At 71.5% G+C, this 20,480-nt stretch carries 20 protein-coding genes; 5 read left to right on the forward strand and 15 right to left on the reverse strand.

All coding sequences use genetic code 11. The features are described from left to right. Positions 1-26 precede the first annotated feature (26 nt). Genes QSK39_RS18615 through QSK39_RS18625 form a run of 3 tightly spaced genes read left to right on the forward strand, consistent with a single transcriptional unit; the run spans position 27 to position 3,114 of the window. Positions 27-911 (forward strand): ABC transporter ATP-binding protein, encoded by an 885-nt coding sequence (locus QSK39_RS18615; RefSeq protein ID WP_285479008.1) that lies wholly within the window; start codon positions 27-29, stop codon positions 909-911. Between the two features lie 12 nt (positions 912-923). Beyond that, positions 924-1,643 carry an ABC transporter permease gene (locus QSK39_RS18620; RefSeq protein WP_285479009.1) on the forward strand — a complete coding sequence of 240 codons (720 nt, stop codon included), beginning with the start codon at positions 924-926 and terminating at the stop codon, positions 1,641-1,643. 34 nt (positions 1,644-1,677) lie between these two features. Continuing rightward, complete coding sequence (locus QSK39_RS18625) at positions 1,678-3,114, forward strand: alpha/beta hydrolase (protein ID WP_285479010.1); 1,437 nt, start codon at positions 1,678-1,680, stop codon at positions 3,112-3,114. A 52-nt stretch (positions 3,115-3,166) separates the two neighbouring features. Here QSK39_RS18625 and QSK39_RS18630 read toward each other — a convergent pair whose 3' ends face one another. From QSK39_RS18630 to QSK39_RS18645, 4 genes are all read right to left on the reverse strand, one after another. Further along, positions 3,167-4,072, reverse strand: a complete 906-nt coding sequence (locus QSK39_RS18630; protein WP_285479011.1) for an NADP-dependent oxidoreductase — start codon at positions 4,070-4,072, stop codon at positions 3,167-3,169. A gap of 12 nt (positions 4,073-4,084) precedes the next feature. Beyond that, entirely contained in the window at positions 4,085-4,723 is a 639-nt protein-coding gene (locus QSK39_RS18635; RefSeq protein ID WP_285479012.1) for an HD domain-containing protein, read from the reverse strand. Between the two features lie 126 nt (positions 4,724-4,849). After that, positions 4,850-5,095, reverse strand: a complete 246-nt coding sequence (locus tag QSK39_RS18640; RefSeq protein WP_285479013.1) for an ATP synthase subunit C-like protein — start codon at positions 5,093-5,095, stop codon at positions 4,850-4,852. Between the two features lie 261 nt (positions 5,096-5,356). Further along, positions 5,357-5,839, reverse strand: a complete 483-nt coding sequence (locus QSK39_RS18645; protein WP_285479014.1) for a MarR family winged helix-turn-helix transcriptional regulator — start codon at positions 5,837-5,839, stop codon at positions 5,357-5,359. 110 nt (positions 5,840-5,949) lie between these two features. Between QSK39_RS18645 and QSK39_RS18650 the strand changes: the two genes are divergently transcribed. After that, the gene (locus tag QSK39_RS18650; protein WP_285479015.1) at positions 5,950-7,140 is read left to right on the forward strand and encodes an FAD-dependent monooxygenase; all 1,191 of its coding nucleotides are present in this window, start codon (positions 5,950-5,952) and stop codon (positions 7,138-7,140) included. On the opposite strand, the gene QSK39_RS18655 is transcribed toward QSK39_RS18650, so the two are convergent. The 8 genes from QSK39_RS18655 to QSK39_RS53280 form a co-directional block, all read right to left on the reverse strand. Beyond that, entirely contained in the window at positions 7,137-8,147 is a 1,011-nt protein-coding gene (locus QSK39_RS18655; protein WP_285479016.1) for a YdcF family protein, read from the reverse strand. The two genes, QSK39_RS18650 and QSK39_RS18655, sit on opposite strands and share 4 nt — an antisense overlap. Next, positions 8,144-8,995 carry a phosphatase PAP2 family protein gene (locus tag QSK39_RS18660; protein WP_285479017.1) on the reverse strand — a complete coding sequence of 284 codons (852 nt, stop codon included), beginning with the start codon at positions 8,993-8,995 and terminating at the stop codon, positions 8,144-8,146. Before QSK39_RS18660 ends, QSK39_RS18655 begins: the two co-directional genes overlap by 4 nt. Before the next feature lie 77 nt (positions 8,996-9,072). Beyond that, on the reverse strand, positions 9,073-9,678 hold the full coding sequence (locus QSK39_RS18665; protein ID WP_285479018.1) for a hypothetical protein: 606 nt from the start codon (positions 9,676-9,678) through the stop codon (positions 9,073-9,075). 29 nt (positions 9,679-9,707) lie between these two features. Further along, positions 9,708-10,847, reverse strand: a complete 1,140-nt coding sequence (locus QSK39_RS18670) for a hypothetical protein (RefSeq protein WP_285479019.1) — start codon at positions 10,845-10,847, stop codon at positions 9,708-9,710. Continuing rightward, positions 10,844-11,182: a hypothetical protein gene (locus tag QSK39_RS18675; protein ID WP_285479020.1), complete on the reverse strand. Its 339-nt coding sequence runs from the start codon at positions 11,180-11,182 to the stop codon at positions 10,844-10,846. Before QSK39_RS18675 ends, QSK39_RS18670 begins: the two co-directional genes overlap by 4 nt. A 23-nt stretch (positions 11,183-11,205) precedes the next feature. Beyond that, the gene (locus tag QSK39_RS18680) at positions 11,206-11,691 is read right to left on the reverse strand and encodes a YbaB/EbfC family nucleoid-associated protein (RefSeq protein WP_284740796.1); all 486 of its coding nucleotides are present in this window, start codon (positions 11,689-11,691) and stop codon (positions 11,206-11,208) included. Positions 11,692-11,778: 87 nt separating this feature from the next. After that, complete coding sequence (locus QSK39_RS18685) at positions 11,779-12,738, reverse strand: glycine betaine ABC transporter substrate-binding protein (protein ID WP_285479021.1); 960 nt, start codon at positions 12,736-12,738, stop codon at positions 11,779-11,781. A 20-nt stretch (positions 12,739-12,758) separates the two neighbouring features. Then, positions 12,759-15,182 (reverse strand): ABC transporter permease subunit, encoded by a 2,424-nt coding sequence (locus QSK39_RS53280; protein WP_502873288.1) that lies wholly within the window; start codon positions 15,180-15,182, stop codon positions 12,759-12,761. A gap of 135 nt (positions 15,183-15,317) precedes the next feature. On the opposite strand from QSK39_RS53280, the gene QSK39_RS18705 reads away from it, so the two are divergent. After that, on the forward strand, positions 15,318-17,153 hold the full coding sequence (locus tag QSK39_RS18705; protein ID WP_285479929.1) for a glycoside hydrolase family 5 protein: 1,836 nt from the start codon (positions 15,318-15,320) through the stop codon (positions 17,151-17,153). A gap of 1 nt (position 17,154) precedes the next feature. On the opposite strand, the gene QSK39_RS18710 is transcribed toward QSK39_RS18705, so the two are convergent. From QSK39_RS18710 to QSK39_RS18720, 3 genes are all read right to left on the reverse strand, one after another. Next, a complete protein-coding gene (locus QSK39_RS18710) occupies positions 17,155-18,096 on the reverse strand; it encodes a glycoside hydrolase family 25 protein (RefSeq protein ID WP_285479022.1) in 942 nt (313 codons plus the stop codon). Positions 18,097-18,115: 19 nt separating this feature from the next. Continuing rightward, a complete protein-coding gene (locus QSK39_RS18715) occupies positions 18,116-19,636 on the reverse strand; it encodes a right-handed parallel beta-helix repeat-containing protein (protein WP_285479023.1) in 1,521 nt (506 codons plus the stop codon). Between the two features lie 86 nt (positions 19,637-19,722). After that, positions 19,723-20,478, reverse strand: a complete 756-nt coding sequence (locus tag QSK39_RS18720; RefSeq protein WP_285479024.1) for an SDR family NAD(P)-dependent oxidoreductase — start codon at positions 20,476-20,478, stop codon at positions 19,723-19,725. Positions 20,479-20,480 lie beyond the last annotated feature (2 nt).

Below are 20,480 nucleotides of genomic sequence, written 5' to 3' on the forward strand. Positions count from 1 at the left end.
GGCGCCGATCCCGCTGGAATCGGAGCATGTCCACGACACCCGTCATCGACGTCGACCGCCTGAACCTCACCTACGGCGACTTCGCCGCCGTCAAAGACCTTTCGTTCCAAGTGGAACGCGGGGAGCTGTACGCCCTGCTCGGCACCAACGGCGCCGGGAAGACCTCCACGCTGGAGACCGTCGAAGGCCACCGCGCGCCGACCTCCGGCGCCGTCCGGGTGTTCGGGAAGGACCCCCGCGACCGCGCCGCCGTCCGGCCCCGGATGGGGATCATGCTGCAGGAGAGCGGGTTCTCCCCGGACCTGACCGTCCGGGAGAGCGTCGGGCTGATCGGGCGGCTCACCGAGCGCACCGACGACGTCGGGCGGGTGCTCGGCACGGTCGGCCTGACCCGCAAGGCAACGACGAAGGTCGGCCAGCTCTCCGGCGGTGAGAAGCGCCGGCTCGACTTCGCCACCGCCGTCTACGGCACCCCCGAGCTGGTCTTCCTCGACGAGCCCACCACCGGCCTGGACATCCAGTCGCGCGACGCGCTCTGGGACGCCGTCGACCGGCTGCGCGAGGACGGCTCGACCGTCGTCCTGACCACCCACTACCTCGAAGAAGCCCAGCAGCGCGCCGACCGCATCGGGCTGATGCACCAGGGCGCGTTCCACCGGGAAGGGACCGTCGCCGAGCTGACGCGGACCCTGCCGGCCACCATCCACTTCGGTCTCGCGCCGCACGCGCCGAAGCCGCCGCTGCTCGCCACGCGCGGGGCGGACGGCAAGTTCCTCGTCGAGACCTTCGCGCTGCAGAAGGACCTGCACACGCTGCTCGGCTGGGCGCAGGACCACGCCGTGGAGCTGACCGACCTCCAGGCCGGGCCCACGCGGCTCGACGACGTCTTCCGCGCCATCGAACACTCCTGAGAAAGGGACCTCATGCTCACGATCGCTCGCGGCGAGCTGATCCAGATCTTCCGCAACCGGCTCGTGCTGGTCACCGCGCTGGTGCTGCCGGCCGCGCTCAGCGCGTTCTTCATCGCCAAGCACGACGTCTTCACCGACATCGGCAGCCTCGGCTACATCGCCACGCTGGCCCTGTTCTTCGTGGCCGGCATCGGGCTCTACACCACGACGGTGACCACGCTGGCCTCCCGGCGCCAGAACCTGTTCCTCAAGCGCCTGCGCTCCACCGCGGCGGGCGACGCCGGCATCCTCGGCGGGCTGCTGCTGCCGATCACGGCGCTTTCGGTGCTCCAGATCGCCGTCATCCTGGGTGCGCTGGCCATGGTCGCCGGGACACCGGCGAACCCGGTGCTGCTGGTCGCGGCCGTGGTGTCGGTCGTGGCCATGATGCTCGCGCTCGGCCTGGCCACGGCGGGCCTGACGAACTCGCCCGAACACGCGCAGGTCACCACCCTGCCGGTCAGCCTCGGCGTGATCGCCGTGTCCGGTTGGGTCGGGGTCACCGGCACGACCGACCTCACGCTGCTCAAGCGGCTGCTCCCGGGCGGCTCGGCGACCGAGCTGGTGCTCGACGCCTGGAACGGCGGCCGCCCGCTCGCCGACTCACTGGTCCTCTTCGGACCCACCCTGGCCTGGGTCGTCGTCGCGGTCGTGCTGGCCACGCGGCTCTTCCGCTGGGAACCGCGCCGCTGACCGGCGGACGCGAATCGAGAGAGGGGAAACACCGATGCGCAAGACCATGCTGGCCGCGGCGGTCGCCGTGCTGAGCGCGGCCGTCGTGGTGCCGTCCGCGTCCGCCGCACCGAACGCACTGACCTGGGGTCCGTGCCCGGCCGGGGCGTTCCCGACGCCGGACCTGCAGTGCACGACGCTGAAAGTCCCGCTGGACTACCGGCACCCGGACGGCCGGAAGATCGACGTCGCGGTTTCGCGCCTGCCGAGCAAGAACCCGGAGAAGCGGCGCGGCGTGCTGTTGACGAACCCGGGCGGCCCCGGCGGCGAAGGCCTGGACTACCCGCAGCTGCTCAAGCTGGTGAAACTGCCGCAGAGCGTGCTCGACGAGTACGACGTGATCGGCTTCGACCCGCGCGGCGTCGCGCACAGCACCCCGGTGACCTGCGACCTGACGCCGGCGCAGATGGCGATCGGCAACCTGCCGTACGCGCACGGCCCGGCCGACGTCGTGAAGCAGGCGGAGGTCGCGAAGGCGGAAGCTCGGCAGTGCGCCGGCTCGGCGACCGGGTCGATGCTGCCCTACATCACGACGGCGAACACCGCGCGGGACATGGACCGCATCCGCGCCGCGCTCGGTGAGTCCACTGTGTCCTATCTGGGCGCGTCGTACGGCACGTACCTGGGCGCGGTGTACACGGCGATGTTCCCGGAGCGCAGCGACCGGTTCGTGCTCGACAGCAACCTCGGGCCGGGCGGCTACGACATCGACGCCATGCGCGGCTTCGGCCGCGGGATGGAGGACCGCTTCCCGGACTTCGCGAAGTTCGCCGCCGCCCACCCGGAGTACGGGCTCGGCACGACGCCGGCGCAGGTGACCGCGAAGTACCACGAGCTGGCCGCGCGGCTGGACCGGACCCCGGTCGAGGAATTCACCGGATCGGTCTTCCGCGGCCTGACCTTCGAGGGCCTGTACTCCACCAACTTGAAGCCGCTGGCCGAACAGTGGCAGACCCTGGACCAGGGCCGCGCGCCGGAGTTGCCAGTCCCGGCGGGGGCCGAGAACCTCCTGTCGGCCCGGTTCGCCGTGCTCTGCGGGGACACGGCCTGGCCGCGGTCGGTGGCGGGCTACCAGCTGGACGTGGCGGTCGACCGGATCCGGTACCCGCTGATCGGCGCGGCCACGGCGAACATCGCGGCGTGCGCGTTCTGGCCGGCGGCGCCGGTGGAGCCGAAGGTGCGGATCACCGGCCGGGGCCCGGCGAACGTGCTGATGGTGCAGAACGAGCGTGACCCGGGGACGCCGCTGGTGAACGCCCGCAAGCTGCGCGCGGCGTTCGGCGACCGCGCGCGGATGGTCACGGCCGACCAGGGCGGGCACGGCGCCTACCTGTTCGGGCCGAACCAGTGCGCGAACACCGCGGTGACCGGGTTCCTGACGACCGGTTCGCGGCCGGCACAGGACCTGTTCTGCGCCGCCGAAACCCGCTGACCCCTTGAGAGCCGCGTCGCGAGCACTTCCGCTCGCGGCGCGGCTCCGGGCGTCAGTCCGCCGCGACCCGGATGATCGTCTTGCCGGGGACGCGCCGATGGGCGAACGCGTCGGCGGCCTCGGCGAACGGGCGCACCTCCCCGACGCGGATCTCGAGCCGGCCGTCGCGTACTCGCCGGGCCAGGTCCGCGAGCCGGGCGCGGTCGGGTTCGACCACGAAGAAGACCGCGCGTCCGTCTGCGGGCCGCACCGTCGGCGGCTCGGCGATCGTCACCAGCGTGCCGCCCGGCCGCACCAACGCGGCGGACTTCGCGAGCACGTCGCCACCGAGGACGTCGAAGACGACGTCGACCTGCTCGCCGTCGGCGGCCGGATCGCGGAAGGCGTGCGCGCCGAGACCGAGCACGACGTCGCGGTCGCGGTCCCGGCCGGTGCCGATCACGCGGGCGCCGGCGTCGCGCGCGAGCTGGACGGCGATGGACCCGACCGCGCCGGCGGCGCCGTGGATCAGCACGGTCTGGCCGGTCGCGAGCCGGGCGTGGTCGAACAGTCCCTGCCACGCCGTCAGCCCGGAGATCGGCAGGGCGGCGGCCACGGTGTGGTCGATGTCGGCGGCCAGCGGCGCGAGGTTGCGTGCCTCGACGGCGGTGTACTCAGCCAGGGAACCGTCGCGCGTCCAGTCGGCGAGGCCGAAGACCCGCTGGCCGACGGTCAGGCCGGTGGTCCCGTAGCCCAGCTCGGTGACGACACCGGACAGCTCGTGCCCGGGCACGCTCGGCGTGCGGTCGCGGCCCGCGCGGTCGGTCCAGGTGCCCGGCCAGGTGAGCTCGCCGGGGGTGAAGCCGGCGGCGTGGACCCGCACGACGACGTCGTTCTCGGCGGCGTGCGGGTGGGGCAGGTCGGTGAGGGTGAGCCCCTCGGCGCCCGCGTCGCGGTCGGTGGCGGTGAAGGCTTTCATGGCTGCTCCGGTTCAGCTGGGCCAGGCGGACCCGAGGACGCGCTCGACGGTCGTCGTGCGCCGGTGGTCCGGGAGGAAGTGGGCGATGACGTCGGCGTTCACGGTGCCGTTGGTGGTGTCCGGGCGGTGCTTCTGCCCCTCGAAGTAGGCGGCCAGGAACTCGTTCTTGAAGTCGCCCCGCGGGTGCGCGGCGAGGATCTCCCCCAGCCGGCCGGCGTCCAGGTCGCCGAGGCCGAACCCCACGATGTCGGTGAGCACGCCGAAGTGCGTGGCGGCGATCTCCGGGCCCATCCGGCCGGGGATGCCGGGGGTCGTGTGCAGCGCGATCGCCGTCCACACGGTTTCCGCGGCGGCGGCCGGGAAACCGTGCTCCAGCAGGAACTTGCGCCCGTGGTCGGCGCCGTCGACCTCGAAGCGCTGCTCCGCGTCGGAGAAGGGCGTCGCGAGTCCGGTGTCGTGGAACATGGCGGCCAGGTAGAGCAGCTCGGGATCCGGGGCCACGCCCAGCCGCTCGGCGTGGATCCGGCCGAAGAAGTACACGCGGCGGGAGTGGTGGTAGACGAGCGGTCCGGCCGTCTCCTGGAGGTGCTTGGTCGCTTCGGCGACGGCAGCGGTGTCGGGCACCTCCAGACCGGCGATGACTTCGATCATGACTTCTGCCTTTCTCCCAGCCCGTCATCGACGCTAGCGCGAGGTTTCGTTACAGTCAAGTTCTGTAACCTATCGAGCTCGGACGTCGGCGCCCGCGCGCGGGGACACCACGCGCGGACGCCGGGCTCACTTGGTGGAGGCGATGAAGTACACGACGATGCCGATCAACGCGAGGACTTCGGTCAGCACGAAGGTCGAGTAACCGATCGTCTGCAGTTTTCCTCGCGCTTCCGGCTGACGCGCGGTACCATTGATGACGGCCGCGAAAATCAGCCCGACTCCGATTCCCGGGCCGATCGCACCCAGTCCGTAACCGATGGCGGCGAGGCCGGGGTTGATGTTGGTGGTCTGGGCCAGAACAGCGTCGTTCATGGACATTCCCCTTCACATCGGTCCACGCGCACGCTCGCGTGGAACAAGCGGCTTCTCGTGTCGCGGGCAGCAGAGCAAAGGCGCCGGCAGTAGCGCAAAAGGCGACGGCCGTGTCAGGTCGATTGATCTCGCCGGGCAGGAATGCGGACGGGGCGGGAATTCATCGGAACCGATGGTTCGAACACGGCAAGGATATCATCGAAAAGGGCAGAACGCTCGTGCACGGAATGCGTTACCGCGGTTCGCCCACAGCGAAAAGGGTCAGTCCTCTTCGCCGACCGCCGAGAGGAACGTCGCGAGGTCGTCGGTGAAGCGCAGCAGCAGGTCGTAGAACGTCCGGCGGTCCACCTCGGACCACCCGGACAGCGCCTCGCCGAACCAGCCCAGCAGCGTGGTGACGTACCGGCCGGCCAGCTCGGCGCCGTCCGGGGTCAGCTCGACCAGGCGGGCACGCCGGTCGTCGGGGTCGGCCAGGCCGTGCACGAGCCGCCGTCGTTCGAGCACGTGCAGGTGCCGGGTGACGTGCGGCCCGGCGACCTGCATCCGCTCCGCGATCTCGCCGACGCGCATCGCCTTCCCGCTCATGTGCAGGGCGAGGATGATCGACAGCCCGGGCCGGTCGAGGTCGGCACCGATCTGCTTCATGGCCCGCTCCCCCAGGCCGCTGCGGTTCATCAGGTTGCCCAGCTGCACGAGCCGGGGCAGCACGGAACGCAGCTCGTCGCCGGCATCAGTGGCCGCCATCACACCTCTTAGATACGTAACTTAGGTATATAGTCGAGTCATGCCGTGGATCTTCCCCGGCATTGTCGCACCCGCGACATAGATACCTAACTTAGCTATCGGGGGTCACCATGAGCACCACACCACGCTCCGTCCTGATCTCGGGCGCGAGCATCGCCGGTCCCGCACTCGCCTTCTGGCTGCGGAAGGCCGGTTTCGCGGTCACCGTCGTGGAGAAGTCGGCCACGATCCGGGACGGCGGCTACCCCATCGACGTCCGCGGCACCGCCCTGGACGCCGTCCGGCGGATGGGGATCCTCCCCCGCCTGCGGGACCAGCACATCTCCACCCGCCTGCTGACCTTCCTCGACACCGACGGCAGCGAGATCGCCGCCCTGGAGCCCAACGTGATCATCGGCGGTGTCGACAGCGAAGACATCGAGATCCGCCGGGGCGACCTGACGCACACGCTCTACGACCTCGTCCGCGACGACGCCGGCTTCCGCTTCGGCGACAGCGTCGAAACCCTTACGCAGCACGACAACGGCGTCGACGTCACCTTCCGCAGCGGCCGCGAAGAGACGTTCGACCTGGTGATCGGCGCCGACGGCCTGCACTCGACCACCCGCGGGCTGGTCTTCGGCGACGAAGAGCGCTTCCACCACTACCTCGGCTACAGCTTCGCCGGCTTCACCATGCCCAACGACTTCGGCCTGTACCGCGAAGGGCTGACGTGGAGCACGCCGGGCAAGGGCGCGGCGCTCTACGCGGTCCTCGAAAGCAAGGAGGTCCACGCGTTCCTGGTCTTCGCCCGGGAGAACCCGCCGATCGAGGCGTTCCGCGACCCCGAGGCCCAGCGGGACCTCGTCGCCGCCACCTTCGCCGGCGAAGGCTGGGAAGTCCCGCGCATGGTCGAAGCGATGCGCGAGGCGGACGACCTGTTCTTCGACGTCGTCAGCCAGATCCACCTGCCGCGGTGGACGGACGGCCGCGTCGCGCTCGTCGGCGACGCGGGGTACGCGCCGTCGTTCCTGACCGGCCAGGGCACGAGCCTCGCCCTCGTCGGGGCGTACGTGCTCGGCCACGCGCTGGCCACGATCCCGGACCACGCCGAGGCTTTCGCGGCTTACGAGAACCGACTGCGCGCTTTCGTCGAAGGCAACCAAGCCCTGGTGGGCGAAGGCAAGGCGACGCTGTTCCCGTCGACGGCAGAGGCGCTCGCCGAGCGGAACGCCGCGCTCCGGAAGCTCACGAAGGTCCCGGCGTCCGCGCCGCGGCCCGAGCACTCGGCGCTCACGCTGCCGGACTTCCCCGCCCGCTAGAAGGCTTTCAGCACACTGGCCAGGATGATCGCCGCGCACACGATCCCGTTGAGGATCCGGTGGTCCACCAGGATGGCCGCGAACTCGCGCAGCGTGGCGCTCGGCCAGAAGTACCACGCCGTCGGCGCGCCGATCACCTGGCCGTTCACGTTGACCTTGCGGGCGATCAGGGCCGCGCGCAGGACGTGGAAGTTGTTCGTGACGACGACGCAGCGGTAGCCCGGCCGCCGCGAGCGCATCAGGTCGGCGCTGAACGCCAGGTTCTCGCGCGTGGTCCGGGACCGGTCTTCGAGCACGATGCGCTCGCGGGGGACACCGCGGTCGGCGAGGTAGTCCGCCATCGCGTGGGACTCCGGCAGGTCCTCCCCCGGCCCCTGGCCGCCCGAGGTGACCAGCAGCGGCACGCGGCCCTTGCGGTACTCCGCGTCGAGGACCCGCCGGCCGCGGTCGAGGCGGCCGGCCAGCAGCGGCGGGACGTTCCGGCCGCCGAGCAGGCCGGAGCCGAGGACCACCACGAAGTCGAGCGGGCGGCGGCTGCGGATCCGGCCGTAGACGAAGGAGTACAGCAGGAAGCAGACGAACAGGAACGACAGGTACGCGACGATCCCGTCGACGCTGTCGCGGACCGCCTCCAGCGGCGCCCAGCCGAGCTGCCCGACCACGAAGCCGAAGACGATCAGCGCCACGATGCCGACGCCGGCCGCCAGCGACAGCAGGTTCGCCGGGCGGCGGCCTTCGCGGCGCAGCATCGTCACGCCGTTGCCGATCAGGAACACCGCGAGCACCACGATGGTGAGCGGGATGAGCAGGAACAGCCCGAACGCGACGATCGCGGCGGCGTCCGGCGAGATCGACGCCAGCAGCGCGAGCACGGCGAGGCCGAAGAAGGCGAGCGCGAAGAACAGGTAGAAGCCGTTGCGCAGCTTGCGGCGGTCGAGCAGGAAGCTGACCAGGAAGACCGCGAAGCAGAAGACGGCCGCGGCGAGCGGGACCAGGGCCGGGTTCACGCGCTCTCCAGCCGGCGCCAGGTCGCGAGGAACGCCAGCGCCGCGGCGATGGAGCCGAAGGAGGCGAACGAGCTCGCCGCCAGGTAGACGACCCAGGCGTTGTCCCGCACGGTCTCGTCGTAGCCGCCGCCGAGCAGCGACGCGGCGATCAGGACGGTGCCCAGCGCCAGGAACACTGCCCCGCCGAGCGCGGCGACGGTCACGACGAGCACCCGCGGGATCCGGCGCGGCCCGTCGTGGTGGCGCACGGCCCCGCGGCGCGCCAGCCACCACGACGCCAGGCAGGCGAGCCCGAGGGCGATCGCGTCGGCGGCGAGGGTGTCGGAGAGCCGGTGCCACTTCGCCGTCACCGTGTACGCGCCGATGCCGACCGCCCAGGAGAGCAGGACGAACAGCGTCACGCCGCGCCAGCGGTAGGGCACCACGAGCAGGGCGGCGAACAGCACCGTCATGGCGATCGCCGTGTGCCCGCTCGGCAGGCTGTTGTCCGCGTAGTGGCCGGTCAGCGGCACGAGCGACGGCCGGGGCAGCACGTACCGCTTGAGCACCTGCGTCACGAGCTGCCCGGCCACGATCACGCCCACCGCCGCGAAGGCGAGATCCGCCCGCCGGCGCAGCAGGCCGATCACGCCGACGAGCACGACCGCGACGGCCAGCGAGTACACGGTGATCCGGCCCAGGGTCTCGTCGGCGACGGCCTGGTCGCGCGCGGCGGCCTCGTCGGCCCCGCGCAGCGCGGCGTTCTCCAGCGCCTGCCCGGGAACCGTCCAGACGGCCAGCAGGTAGACGGCGACCGCGACGACGGCACACACGGCCGCGACGACCAGCCAGCGACGGGCGGGAACCAACCGGGACCTCCAACAAGTATCGCGCTACTCCGAACAGAGTAGTTACCTGTTGTGGCCGTTCGCATACGGAGGGTTGGTCAGGCCTCCGGCCAGCGGACCTCGTCCGGGTAGGAGTGGAACTGCCGCAGGTGCCGCTCTTCCGTGCGGCCATTCAGCGGGAACGTGAACCGCGAGCCGTCCGACCAGGTCAGCGTGCGCTTCCGGAAGCTGAGTTCCGGGGCGGCCGCTCCGCGGGCCTCCCACAGGATGACCGGCTCGGGTGCGTCGGCCGGGTCCAGGTACGTCGAGCCGGTGTCCACCAGCGCGACCGACGTCGGCGAGCACGCCAGCCAAGGGCCCTTCGCCCGCCGGAGCCGGTCGACGGGCTCGAGGACTTGGGCGTCCGCCGGGCCCGTCACGTGGACCGCGCGCTCACCCTTGCCGCCGCTGCCGGCCGCGCTCGCCAGGTACGCGACATAGCCCACCGCCGCGCCGATTCCGCGTCCGATGTTGCCGAGCGCCCGCAGTACCGGCCGCGAGCCCTCGACCGTGCCGTCCTCGCGACGGCCGGGGACGGCGTACCGGAGGTCTGCGTCGCCCAGGCGCAGCACGATCACCGGCTCCCGCCAGCGGCCGCGCAGCACCGTTTCCACGCGCTCGCGGAATCCGGGGCGTACGTGCGTCGTCTCCTGCAAGGACTCCATACGCTCGCCGAACTCGACGGCCTTCCGCTCTAGATATCCAAGTTCCGCCGGGTCTCCTCCGGCGTCTTGTCCCCGCCGATCCCGCTCTTGTTGAACCACGGTTCGTCCTCCTCGGGGGTGACAGCTTCCTTGCCTTCGGTGAACACCGTCTTGCCGGTAGCGACACCCGCCTTCACGCTCGCGCCTGCGACCAGCGGGCTCGCGCCGACTGACGTGCCGAACATAGTGGTCAGGGCGCGGTTGCCAGGCGTGAATGGCACGCCGGCAGTCTCCTTCAGCGTGTCCAGGCCGAGTCGGGACTCGCCAGCGTACCGGCCGAGACGGAACTTCCGCGTCATATTCACGACCTGGGTCGAGTACTTCGCGAGGAACTCGATGAACGTGTCGAGCAGCTTGCCGAACTTGCCGAGGTAACGGGTGACCTTCTGGAGCACGGTCACGGCCTTCTCGATCGACGCCGTCATGGCGGCGGCGACCGAGCTGCCGAAGCTGATCACCGAGGCGGCCAGGGCCGGCAGCCAGATGGTGATCAGCCAGGACACCAGCTCGGTGATGATCGCCTTGATCACCTCTTCGATGACCTGCATGACCATCGACCACATCTGCAGCACCTCGGCGACCGACCCGGCCGCCGAGCCGACGCCGCGGATGCCGGACGAGAAGTCGCCGAGGGCTTCCTTGGCCGCCTTGCCCGCTTCGTCGACCCACTCGGCCAGCGCCGTGTCGCCGGTCTGCTCGAAGTCCTCGGCGAGCGCGACGAAGCCGTGCGCGATCGAGGCGAAGTTCTCCGACGCGTGCCCGATGGCCGGGCCGTCGCCGGTGACCGCGTGCAGCGCGTCCTGCAGCGGCTGGACCAGCTCGAGCAGCATGTTCAGCCCGTGGCTCACCAGCCAGCCGATCGGGTCCATGGCGAAGGTGACCATGTCGGTCGCCGCGGCGCCGACGAACGCCGCGCCGTCACCGACCAGTGCCTTGCCCGCCGAAGCCAGCTCCCCCGCGCCGTCCGCCGACGCCGCCTGCTGGGCGTGCTCGCTGATCGACTTGCCGGACTTGTACAGCGTGCCGACCACCGGGGTGGCCTCCGCCGCGCGGTCGAGGTTCGCGCTCATGCTCTCGTCGTACGGCTGAACGTCCAGCGCGTCGGCGATGCTCTTCTTGGGCTCGGTCACTTGCCCTGCCCTCCGATCGAGTCGATCTCCGCCTCGTACCGGCCGAAGGCGATGACGCCCGCCTCTTCGGTCCCGCGGTACATCTCGGCGGCCTTGGTCATCTTGGTGGTGAGCCCGTCGACGCCGTCCTTCAGCTCGCCCAGCAGCGAACGCAGCTCGCCGAGCCGCTCGGTGTAGCCCTGCTTCGCCCAGATCCCGACGACACCCCAGGCCGTGTCGGTCACGTCGGCGGCGTCGATCTCGGCCCCGAACTTGTCCGCTTCCTGCTCGTAGAACGGCAGCTGGCGCGCGTATCCGGAGATCGCGTCGATGTTGGTCTGGATTCCGTCTGACATCGCGGAAGTTCCCTCGGTCGGTTTCAGGAGCGGCGGAGGATCGGGCCCTGGTCGAAGTCGTCGTCGTCCCCGGGCGCGGGACGGCGTCGCGGCCGCGGCGCCTGCTGCTCCGACGCGGGTTCCGGCGCCGCGGTTCCGAACGCTTCGGCCTGGGCCTGCCGGACCTGCCCGCCGACGTCGACGCCGAGCTGGTCCCCGAACGCGTCGTCGACGATGGCGGCCTGCTGCTGGGCGGCCCCGGCCACGGCCTGGCGCAGCGTGCTCATGATCCGCTGGGCGAGCTGGCCCGCTTCCAGGTGCATCGCGCCGGCGGTGAGCCGCAGGTCGGTGACGGTCCCGCCGGCCCCCGCGGTGACCGTCACCGTGCCGTCCGGCGAGGTCACGGACGTACCGACCTGGGCGATCCGCTCCTGCATGTCGCCGACACCGGCGAACCGGGCTTCGGCCTGGCGCACCTTCGACTGGAAGGTCTCGAACTGGGCGATCAGCTGGTCCATTTCGGCCGACATGGTCTCATCCTTCGCGCGGTATGGGAGCTTTGCCGGATCATGACAGATTCCGCGGCACCGCCGTGGCGCTTCGCCGGAAAACGCGGCTCAGCTGATGAAGCCCGCCGACTTGAGCCAGTCGTGGGCCACCGTCGCCGGCTTCCGGCCGTCCACGCTCACCTTCTTGTTCAGGTCCGTCAGCGTCGCCGTGTCGAGCTTCGCCGCGATCGGGGTGAAGAGCTGCTCCAGCTGCGGGTACTTGCCCGCGAGGCCGGACGCGATCGCGATGGCCGGGTTGTACGTCGGGAAGAAGTGCTTGTCGTCCTCCAGCACCACCAGCTTCTGGCCGGCCACGCGCCCGTCGGTGGAGGCGACCGAGCCGAAGCCGCACGGGTCGCCCTTGCCGATGGAGGTGTAGACGACGGCGTCGTTGAGCAGGTGCACCTGCGGATCCGGCAGGCTGAACCCGTAGGTCTTGGCCAGGCCGGGGAAGCCGTCGTCGCGGCTCTTGAACTCCGGGCCCATGCAGGTGGACGCCCCGGCCGGGTCCTTGGCCACGAGAGCCGCGTAGTCCGACACCGTCTTCACGCCGGTCTTGGCCACCGTCGCCGGGTTGCCGGCGATGGCGTAGGTGTCGTTGGCCGGCGAGCGCGCCCACCACGTGACGCCGTTGGCGGCGTCGGCCTGCTTGACCGCGTCGTACTGCGCCTGCGGGTCGGCGATCGGCTTCGTCTCGTGGAGGTAGCTGATCCACGCGGTGCCGGTGTACTCCCAGTACAGGTCGACCGCACCGCTGGTGAGCGCCTGGCGGACGTTGCTGGAGCCGGTGATGTTGGTCTTGTCCTGCGGGCTCGCCCCGGCCGCCTGCAGCGCGACGAGCGCGATCTGGCCGAGCAGCAGCTGTTCGTCGAACTCCTTGGAGCTGACCCGGATCTGCGCGCCGCTCAGCGCGTCGATCTTCTTGATGGATCCCTCGCCCACCTGGGCACCGGTCTGGTCCTTGCCGATCGTGCACCCCGCGGCGAGCACCGCGACGAGCGCGAAAACAGCGGCAGTCGTGCGTCGCATGGTTCGTCCTCCTTGGTCGGTTACCTGCCTCGCGGGTGCAGCAGCTCCTCCGCGACCAGCCCCAGCCAGTCGGCGAAGAGCGCCAGCGCGGCGACGACGATGCCGAAGGTCAGGCTCAGGATCGGGCGGTACAGCCCGATCCCGGCGACGAGCCCGCCACCGAGACCGCCGCCGTCGATGAAGGTCGCGAGCGTCGCGCTCGCGACGGTGAGGACCAGCGCCGTGCGGATCCCGGCCAGGATCACCGGGACGGCCAGCGGAAGTTCGATCCGCCACAGGATCGCCGTCTTCGTCATGCCCATGCCGCGTGCGGCGTCGACGAGCGTCGGGTCCACGCCGTCGAGCCCGACCATCGTGTTGCGCAGCACCGGCAGGGTCGCGTAGACGACCAGCGCCGCCACCGCCGTCCCGGTGCCCGTGCCGACCCAGAGCGCGAGCAGCACGACGAGCCCGATCGACGGGATCGCCTGGCCGAGGTTGCCCAGGCCCAGGCCGACCGGCCGGACCCACCGGGCGCCGGGGCGGGTCAGCAGGACGCCGAGCGGGAGGGCGATGGCGAGGGTGCACACCGTCGAGATCAGCGTGAGCCGCAGGTGCGCGCCCAGTTCGGTGAAGATCTCACCGGCGTTGAGGTAGCGCTGCTCGATCGAGTCGAGCGGCTGCGCGCGGACGAGCAGGAAGAGCGCCAGCAGGGCGAGCGCGATGAGCACCGGCCGGACCAGCAGCCCGAGCCGGCGCCGCCGGGGCTGCCGGGACGGCGTCACGCTGTCCGGAGCCGGCGCGCTCAGCGGCGCGGGCGCTTCGCCGGCTTCGGCGGGCCGCAGCGCCGTGACCAGGCGGGGCAGGTCGCACACCCCCACCGCGCGCCCGGCCTCGGTGACGGCGACCGCGGTGCGTCCGGTGCGCACCATGGTGTCCAGCGCGTCCCGCAGCGTGGCCTCCCGCGGAACCGACGGCAGGCCGTCCTCCGGCGGGCCGAGCTCCAGCTGCGACACGGGAATCAGCGCGAGCCGCTTCAGGTTCCGCTGCGAGCCGGCGAAGGAGGCGACGTAGTCGTCGGCCGGCGCGGCGAGGATCGCCTGGGGCGTGTCGTACTGCGCGATCTCCGAACGCGGGCGCAGCACGGCGATCCGGTCGCCGAGCTTGAGCGCCTCGTCGAAGTCGTGCGTGACGAACACGATCGTCTTGCGCACTTCCCGTTGCAGGCGCAGGAACTCGTCCTGCAGGCGGGCGCGCGTGATCGGGTCGGTCGAGCCGAACGGCTCGTCCATCAGCATGACCGGCGGGTCCGCGGCCATCGCCCGCGCCACGCCGACGCGCTGCTGCTGGCCACCGGAGAGCTCGCGCGGGTACCGGCGGCCGTGGTCGCGGGTCAGGCCGACGACGTCGAGCAGCTCCCGCACGCGAGCGGCGACGCGGCGCCGGGTCCAGCCGAGCACGCGCGGCACCACGGCGATGTTGGCGTCCACGCGCAGGTGCGGGAACAACCCGATCTGCTGGATGACGTACCCGGTGTGGCGGCGGTGCTCGTCGACGTCGAGGGCCGTCACGTCGGTGCCGCCGATCGTGATCGCGCCCGAGGTGGGTTCGACGAGCCGGTTGATCATCCGCATGGTCGTCGTCTTGCCGCACCCCGACGGCCCGGTCAGCACGACGATCTCGCCGGCCGGGATCCGCAGCGTGAGTCGGTCGACCGCGGGCCGGGCCTGCCCGGGGTAGAGCTTGCTGACCTCCCGCAGCTCGATCGTCTCGCCCGCGGTGCCGGCGGTCTCCTCCGGCACCGTCTCGGGCAGGGAGCGCGGGCGCCGTCGCGTGGTGAGCTTGCCGGCCACCACGAAGGCCAGGTCGAACAGCAGCGCCAGGACGACGATCCCCAGCGTTCCGGTCAGCACCTGGTTCAGCGAGTTGACCGCGCCGAACCGGCCGAGCCCGTCGAAGATCTCGTTGCCGAGCCCGGGGCCCTTGACGTACGCGCCGATGGCGGCGATCCCGATGGTGATCTGCGTCGAGACGCGGATGCCGGACAGGATCACCGGCCAGGCCAGCGGCAGCCGCACCCGCCAGAGCACCCGCGCGCGGCCGAGGCCCATGCCGCGCGCGGCGTCCACGACGGCCGGGTCGACGCCGCGCAGGCCGACGATCGTGTTGCGCGTGATCGGCAGCAGCGCGTAGAGCACCAGTGCGAAGAGGACGTTCGTCAGCCCGAGTCCGAACGGGCCGATCAGGATGCCGAGCAGCGCGATCGACGGGATGGTCAGGAAGGCCGCGGTCGTGGTGGTCGCCAGCGAGCCGAGCCAGCGCCGCCGGTAGGTGAGCAGGCCGATCGCCATCCCGATCAGCACCGCCAGCGCCACCGCCGCGAGGGTGAGGTCCACGTGCAGGATCGCGTCGTTGACGACGTCGATCCAGTTCTCGCGGAGGTACTCCCACAGGCTCAGGGCCACGCTCCTCAGGACAGTGAATAACCGACCGGACCCCCAGCCCAACACGTCCGGACGCCTTCTGTCCACCCGCCGAGTTGATCCGCATGGCCGTAGGCAACTCGTGGGTAGGGTGGTTAACCTCCGCCTGTGAGGTTCCTGGGTGTCGTGCTCACCGTGCTGTCGGCCGTCGGCTTCGTGGCCGTTCCCGCCCCACCGGCGTCGGCCGCGGCCGATCCGCCGGCCTTCGCGGGACCGCTCAGCACCCGCGGCCGCTACATCGTCGACGCGAACGGCGACCGCTTCAAGCTGAAGTCGGCCAACTGGCACGGCGGGAGCGGGACGTGGACCGGGTCGGGCGACGTCAACGACCCGGCGAACCACCACGCCGGCGAAATCGCCTACCAGACCCCGCTCGGGCTGGACCGCGCGTCGATCGACACCGTCATCGACGGGCTCGCGCAGCTGGGCCTCGACAGCGTGCGGCTGCAGTTCTCGAACGCGATGATCCACGACCCGAACCCGGTGCCCGACCTGCCGGCCAACCCGGGCCTGCACGGACTGACGCCGCTGCAGGTGTACGACCGCGTCGTCGAGCGGCTCACCGCGCGCGGGTTCGCCGTGATCCTCAACAACCACACGACGACGTCGCGCTGGTGCTGCGGGCTCGACGGCAACGAGCGCTGGAACACCGCGCAGAGCGAGCAGCAGTGGCAGGACGACTGGCTGTTCATGGCCCGCCGCTACGCCGCGAACAAGCGCGTCGTCGGCGCCGACCTGTACAACGAGGTCCGCCGCAACACCTTCGACGACCCGAACTGGGGCTGGGGCAACGACAAGGACTGGCAGCGCGCGAGCCAGCAGGTGGGCGACCGCATCCTGACCGAGGCCAACCGCGACCTGCTGATCATCGTCGAGGGCATCAACTGGACCGGCATCCCCATCGACGGCTTCGCGCACGGACGGCCGACGCTGGAACCCGCCCGCACGCTGTCGCACACGCTCGTCGACTCCGGCAAGCTCGTCTATTCGGCGCACTTCTACGGCTACACCGGCCCGAACCACTCCGGTGCGACCGGCATCGGCGAGACGCACGACCCGCGCTACCGCGACCTCTCGCCCCAGGACCTGCGCGACACCCTGTACCGGCAGGCGTTCTTCGTCGAGCAGGACACCGGCAAGCACTACACGGCGCCGCTGTGGATCAGCGAGTTCGGCGAGGGCCGCAACACCACCGATCCCGCCTCGCGCGCCTTCTTCGAGAACTTCGTGAACTACCTCGCCGAGACCGACACCGACTTCGCCTACTGGCCCGCGGTGGGCTTCCAGACGAACGGGAGCGGCGACGGCTGGTCGCTGCTCGCCTGGGACGCGGCGGGCCATCGCATCGACGTCCTCGACGGGACCGACTGGCGTGGCCCGGCGTGGCAGCGGCTGGTGAACGCGCCGTCGCGCGCCGGTCAGATCGCGCCGGCCGAGCACTGGTCGATGCTCAACCTGGACTACGCGGACTTCCAGGAGTCACGCTCGGTGCGCGCGCTGGGCGACTGGGATTCGGGCGCGCGCAAGGGTGCGTGTCCCGACGGCCAGCGCCTCACCGGCCTGGCGCACACCGGCGGCCGCGGGCTCTGCACCGGCACGCTGCCCACGCCGGCCTCGTACACGGTGGTCCGCGACGAGTCCTATGTGGACACGGACTGGGCGTCCGGCTACACGAAGGCGCAGTGCCCGCCCGACCACGCGGTGGTCGGCTACAGCGTGCGCGGCGCGGCGGTGTCGGCCGTGCTGTGCGGCCGCTCCCCCACCCCGCTCGGCCGCACCGGCCGCACGGTCTGGTTCGACCGCGGCGACAACCGCCCGGGCGACCTGGGCGGGGACTTCGCCTCGGGCAACTACAAGGGACAGTGCGCGCCGGGCGAGTACGTCGCCGGGGTGGCCTACACCGGCCGCATCGGCTCGAACCGCACGCCCGACGCGCTGCTCTGCCGCTCCTGAGTCACGACGAGGGCGTGAGGCGCTCGACGAGCATCCGCCGGACCTCGTCCGCGGTCTCGGCGCCCGCCGCGCTGGTGACCGCTTCGGTGACGGCCGGGACGAGCTCGGCGACCAGCTTGCCTTCGAGCGCGGCCGCGAGCTGCTGCGGGTCGACGGGGTGGGCCGAGCTGTCGGTGATGAGCTTCGTGACGGCGTCGAGCGACGAACCCAGCGCCGCGACCTTGGCGTCCAGGTCCTTGATGAACTGGGCGTAGTTGCGGTTGCCGTCGCTGTCGAAAGTGTTGCCCCACATGAACTGGACGAAGTCGTCCTTGGTGAACGGCATGGCACCCTCCGGGTCGAGGTGGTGGTCGGTGTAGGACTCGTCGAGGTCGACGGCGCCCGCCGAGCCGGGCAGGCTGCCGCCGCTGGTGTACTGGTGGACGTCGTAGCGGCCGGGGTACCGGCCGGAGCCGGGGGCTTCCGGGCGCGCCCCGTACCGGGCGATCACGATGACCAGGTCCGGCACGTCCCACCGGTCCGGGCGCAGCGCGGCCGCGAAGGACGCGCTCAGGTAGACGGCCGGCCGGACGCCCGCCGCCGCGACGTGGCGGCAGAAGGCGGTCCCGAAGTCCCGCGCCGCGGTGTCCGGGCGGAACGGGGCTTCGAGGTCCAGCATCGGGGCGACGCCGGTCGCGCCGAGCCGCCGGACCTCGGCGAGCAGCACGTCGGCCTGTTTCCCGGGACCGGGGGTGGGCTGGGCGTAGTGGTAACCGCCGACGGGGATCCCGCGCGACTTCGCACCGGCCACGTGGGTGTCCGGCCGGTAGGTCACGCCGCCCTCGGTGCGGGTGTAGGGCGCTCCCCCGTCGGAGACCTTGACCCACGCGAAGGCGAGGTCGCTCACCTGGTCCCAGCGCAGCCCGCGCTGGTAGAAGGGGTGGAGGTCGGTTCCTCTGGCCATCAGTGCCTCCTCCGGCCGGTCATTGCCCCGGTTCCAGCGTGGCGACCGCACAGGTCGGCGCGACGTTCCACCGGTTGCCGGTCGAGACGATCGACGGCGGGAAGCCGCCGGGTGCCCGTTGCGAGCACTGCAGCGACCGGGCCGCGCCGCGGGAGGCGTTGAGCGCGACCGTGACGCCGAGGAACGGCCCGGGCCGCGAGTCGAGGCGGACCGCCGCGAAGTACGGGCTCGCGCCGGTCACCGTGTTTCCGGTGATCATCGCGTCCTCGATCGGCCCGCTGATGCCCTGCAGCGTGACGCCCGAGCCGTTCGGGGCGGCGCCGGTGAACGTGATGTCGTTGTCGCGGACGCCGATCTCGTGCACCGAGTCGCCGTAGATCGCGTCCGCGTCGCCGTCCAGGGCGATCGTGTTGCCGGTGACCGTCACCTGGGCCGGGATCCCGCCGCTGTGCGGGGTGATCCGGATGCCGGGGCCGGCCGCGCCGTGGCGCCGGATGATGTTGCCGGCGATCTTGTCGCCGGTGGCCACGTTCTGCGCGTCGACGACCCCGGCGCCGCTGAGCGCGGTCACGTCGAAGGTGTTGTCCGCGACGACGACGTCCTCGGTGCGGTAGAGGGAAACCCCCTTGCCGCTGAACGTGTTCCCGGTGATCGTCGCGTGCCGGTAGGAAGTCAGCGACGCGCTGAAGTTCACCGTCGAGTCGGCGAAGGAGTTGCCCTCGAGCCGCAGGCCGTCGTCCCACTCACCGCCGGTGGCTTCCCCGTCGAAGGCGGTGTCACCGATCTGCTCGCCGAAGTGGTTGCCCAGCACCGCGAGCGAGAACACGTTGCGCTGTACGCCGATCCCCGACCGCGCGCAGCTGACGAACGACCCGCCCGCGATCGTGACGCGCTTGACGGCGGTGGCCGCGGTGTTGCCGAGCACCCGGATGCAGTCGCCCTTGCGCGACCCGGGCGCAGCCGGGTGGGCGAAGACGACGTCGCGGACGGTGACGTCGGTGACCGGCATCGAGCAGGTCCCGTTCGCCGTCGTGCACACGCCGGAGCCGATCGCGATCGCGTGCGTCTGTTCGTCGGTGTCGGTGGCCGCGGACGTGTCGATCAGGAGCCGCTGCACGGTGACGTCGCTCGCGCCCGGGTCGATCGAGAGCACCGCGACGGCCGCGGCCTGCTGGTCTCCCACCAGTTCGAGCACCGAGCCCGGCCCGCTGCCGGTGAGCGTCACGTGCGCGCTGTGGGTGGACAGCGCGGCGAACCGGTCGTAGGAGCCGACCGGCGCGCGGGACACCCGCCACCGCCCGCTGCCGAGGCAGACCGTGCCGCCGCCCGCGGCGCTCGCCGCGTCGAGGGCGGCCTGGACGGGCGCGCGGTCGTCCACGCCGTCGTCCGGCACGGCCCCGAAGGCGACCGGGTCGAAGCACCCGCCCGGCCCCGAGCCGGCCCGCGGTACCGCGGCCGCCGACACGACGAACGCGCTGCCGAGCGCGAGAGCGGCGATCGCCGAGGTCACCAGCAGCGCCCGCCGTGGGTTTCGTTTCATGCGCCGACGCTCGCACGGCCCGTCGACAGTCCGTCGACAGTCCGCCGGGTGGGCCGGTGGGCCGCGCGGACCCACCGGCCGTCACCTCACACGAGCGAGGCCGTCAGCCCGCCGTCGAGGACGTAGTGGCTGCCGGTGATCCACGTCGCCCGGTCGGAGGCCAGGAACGCCGCCACCTCCGCGATGTCCTGCGGGGTGCCGAGGCGGCCCTGCTTCGCCGCGACCAGGTCGCCGAACGGGACCTGGGTCGCCGCCTCGAAGTCGGGGACCAGGCGCTCGACCATCGCCGTGTCGGCGAAGCCCGGGCAGACCGCGTTGACCCGGATGCCCGCCGGGCGCATCTCCACCGCCGCGACCCGGGTCAGCTGGATGACCGCCGCCTTCGTCGCGCAGTAGGAGCCGAGCAGCGGGCTGCCGCCGATGCCCGCGATCGAAGCGATGTTCACGATGTTGCCCTTGGACTCCACCAGGTGCGGGGTCGCCGCCTTCATCGCCACGAACGTGCCGCGCACGTTGACCGCGAAGATCTTGTCGAAGCTCTCCGTGGACTGCTGCAGCAGCGGCGACGAGACCTCGATCCCGGCGTTGTTGACCAGGACGTCGAGGCCGCCGAGGAGGTCGACCGCCTGCTGGATGGCCGCCTGGACCTGGGCCTCTTCCGTGACGTCGCAGTTGGCGACACCGGCGGCGCCGATCTCGTCGGCGGCCTGCTTGGCCGCGTCCGCGTTCATGTCGCTGACCACGACCTTGGCGCCGCGTTCGGTGAACAGCGCCGCGATCGCCTTGCCGATGCCGGCGCCGGACCCGGTGACGAAGACGCGCTTTCCCTCGAGTTCGGACATGC

The sequence above is a fragment of the Amycolatopsis sp. NBRC 101858 genome (assembly GCF_030269325.1).
GTDB lineage: Bacteria > Actinomycetota > Actinomycetes > Mycobacteriales > Pseudonocardiaceae > Amycolatopsis > Amycolatopsis ponsaeliensis.

What these genes read in the sequence shown, in the direction of transcription:
- QSK39_RS18615 (WP_285479008.1), top strand. Translation starts at nt 27, where the DNA reads ATGTCCACGACACCCGTCATCGACGTCGACCGCCTGAACCTCACCTAC.
- QSK39_RS18620 (WP_285479009.1), top strand. Translation starts at nt 924, where the DNA reads ATGCTCACGATCGCTCGCGGCGAGCTGATCCAGATCTTCCGCAACCGG.
- QSK39_RS18625 (WP_285479010.1), top strand. Translation starts at nt 1,678, where the DNA reads ATGCGCAAGACCATGCTGGCCGCGGCGGTCGCCGTGCTGAGCGCGGCC.
- QSK39_RS18630 (WP_285479011.1), bottom strand. Translation starts at nt 4,072, where the DNA reads ATGAAAGCCTTCACCGCCACCGACCGCGACGCGGGCGCCGAGGGGCTC.
- QSK39_RS18635 (WP_285479012.1), bottom strand. Translation starts at nt 4,723, where the DNA reads ATGATCGAAGTCATCGCCGGTCTGGAGGTGCCCGACACCGCTGCCGTC.
- QSK39_RS18640 (WP_285479013.1), bottom strand. Translation starts at nt 5,095, where the DNA reads ATGAACGACGCTGTTCTGGCCCAGACCACCAACATCAACCCCGGCCTC.
- QSK39_RS18645 (WP_285479014.1), bottom strand. Translation starts at nt 5,839, where the DNA reads ATGGCGGCCACTGATGCCGGCGACGAGCTGCGTTCCGTGCTGCCCCGG.
- QSK39_RS18650 (WP_285479015.1), top strand. Translation starts at nt 5,950, where the DNA reads ATGAGCACCACACCACGCTCCGTCCTGATCTCGGGCGCGAGCATCGCC.
- QSK39_RS18665 (WP_285479018.1), bottom strand. Translation starts at nt 9,678, where the DNA reads ATGGAGTCCTTGCAGGAGACGACGCACGTACGCCCCGGATTCCGCGAG.
- QSK39_RS18675 (WP_285479020.1), bottom strand. Translation starts at nt 11,182, where the DNA reads ATGTCAGACGGAATCCAGACCAACATCGACGCGATCTCCGGATACGCG.
- QSK39_RS18680 (WP_284740796.1), bottom strand. Translation starts at nt 11,691, where the DNA reads ATGTCGGCCGAAATGGACCAGCTGATCGCCCAGTTCGAGACCTTCCAG.
- QSK39_RS18685 (WP_285479021.1), bottom strand. Translation starts at nt 12,738, where the DNA reads ATGCGACGCACGACTGCCGCTGTTTTCGCGCTCGTCGCGGTGCTCGCC.
- QSK39_RS18710 (WP_285479022.1), bottom strand. Translation starts at nt 18,096, where the DNA reads ATGGCCAGAGGAACCGACCTCCACCCCTTCTACCAGCGCGGGCTGCGC.
- QSK39_RS18715 (WP_285479023.1), bottom strand. Translation starts at nt 19,636, where the DNA reads ATGAAACGAAACCCACGGCGGGCGCTGCTGGTGACCTCGGCGATCGCC.
- QSK39_RS18720 (WP_285479024.1), bottom strand. Translation starts at nt 20,478, where the DNA reads ATGTCCGAACTCGAGGGAAAGCGCGTCTTCGTCACCGGGTCCGGCGCC.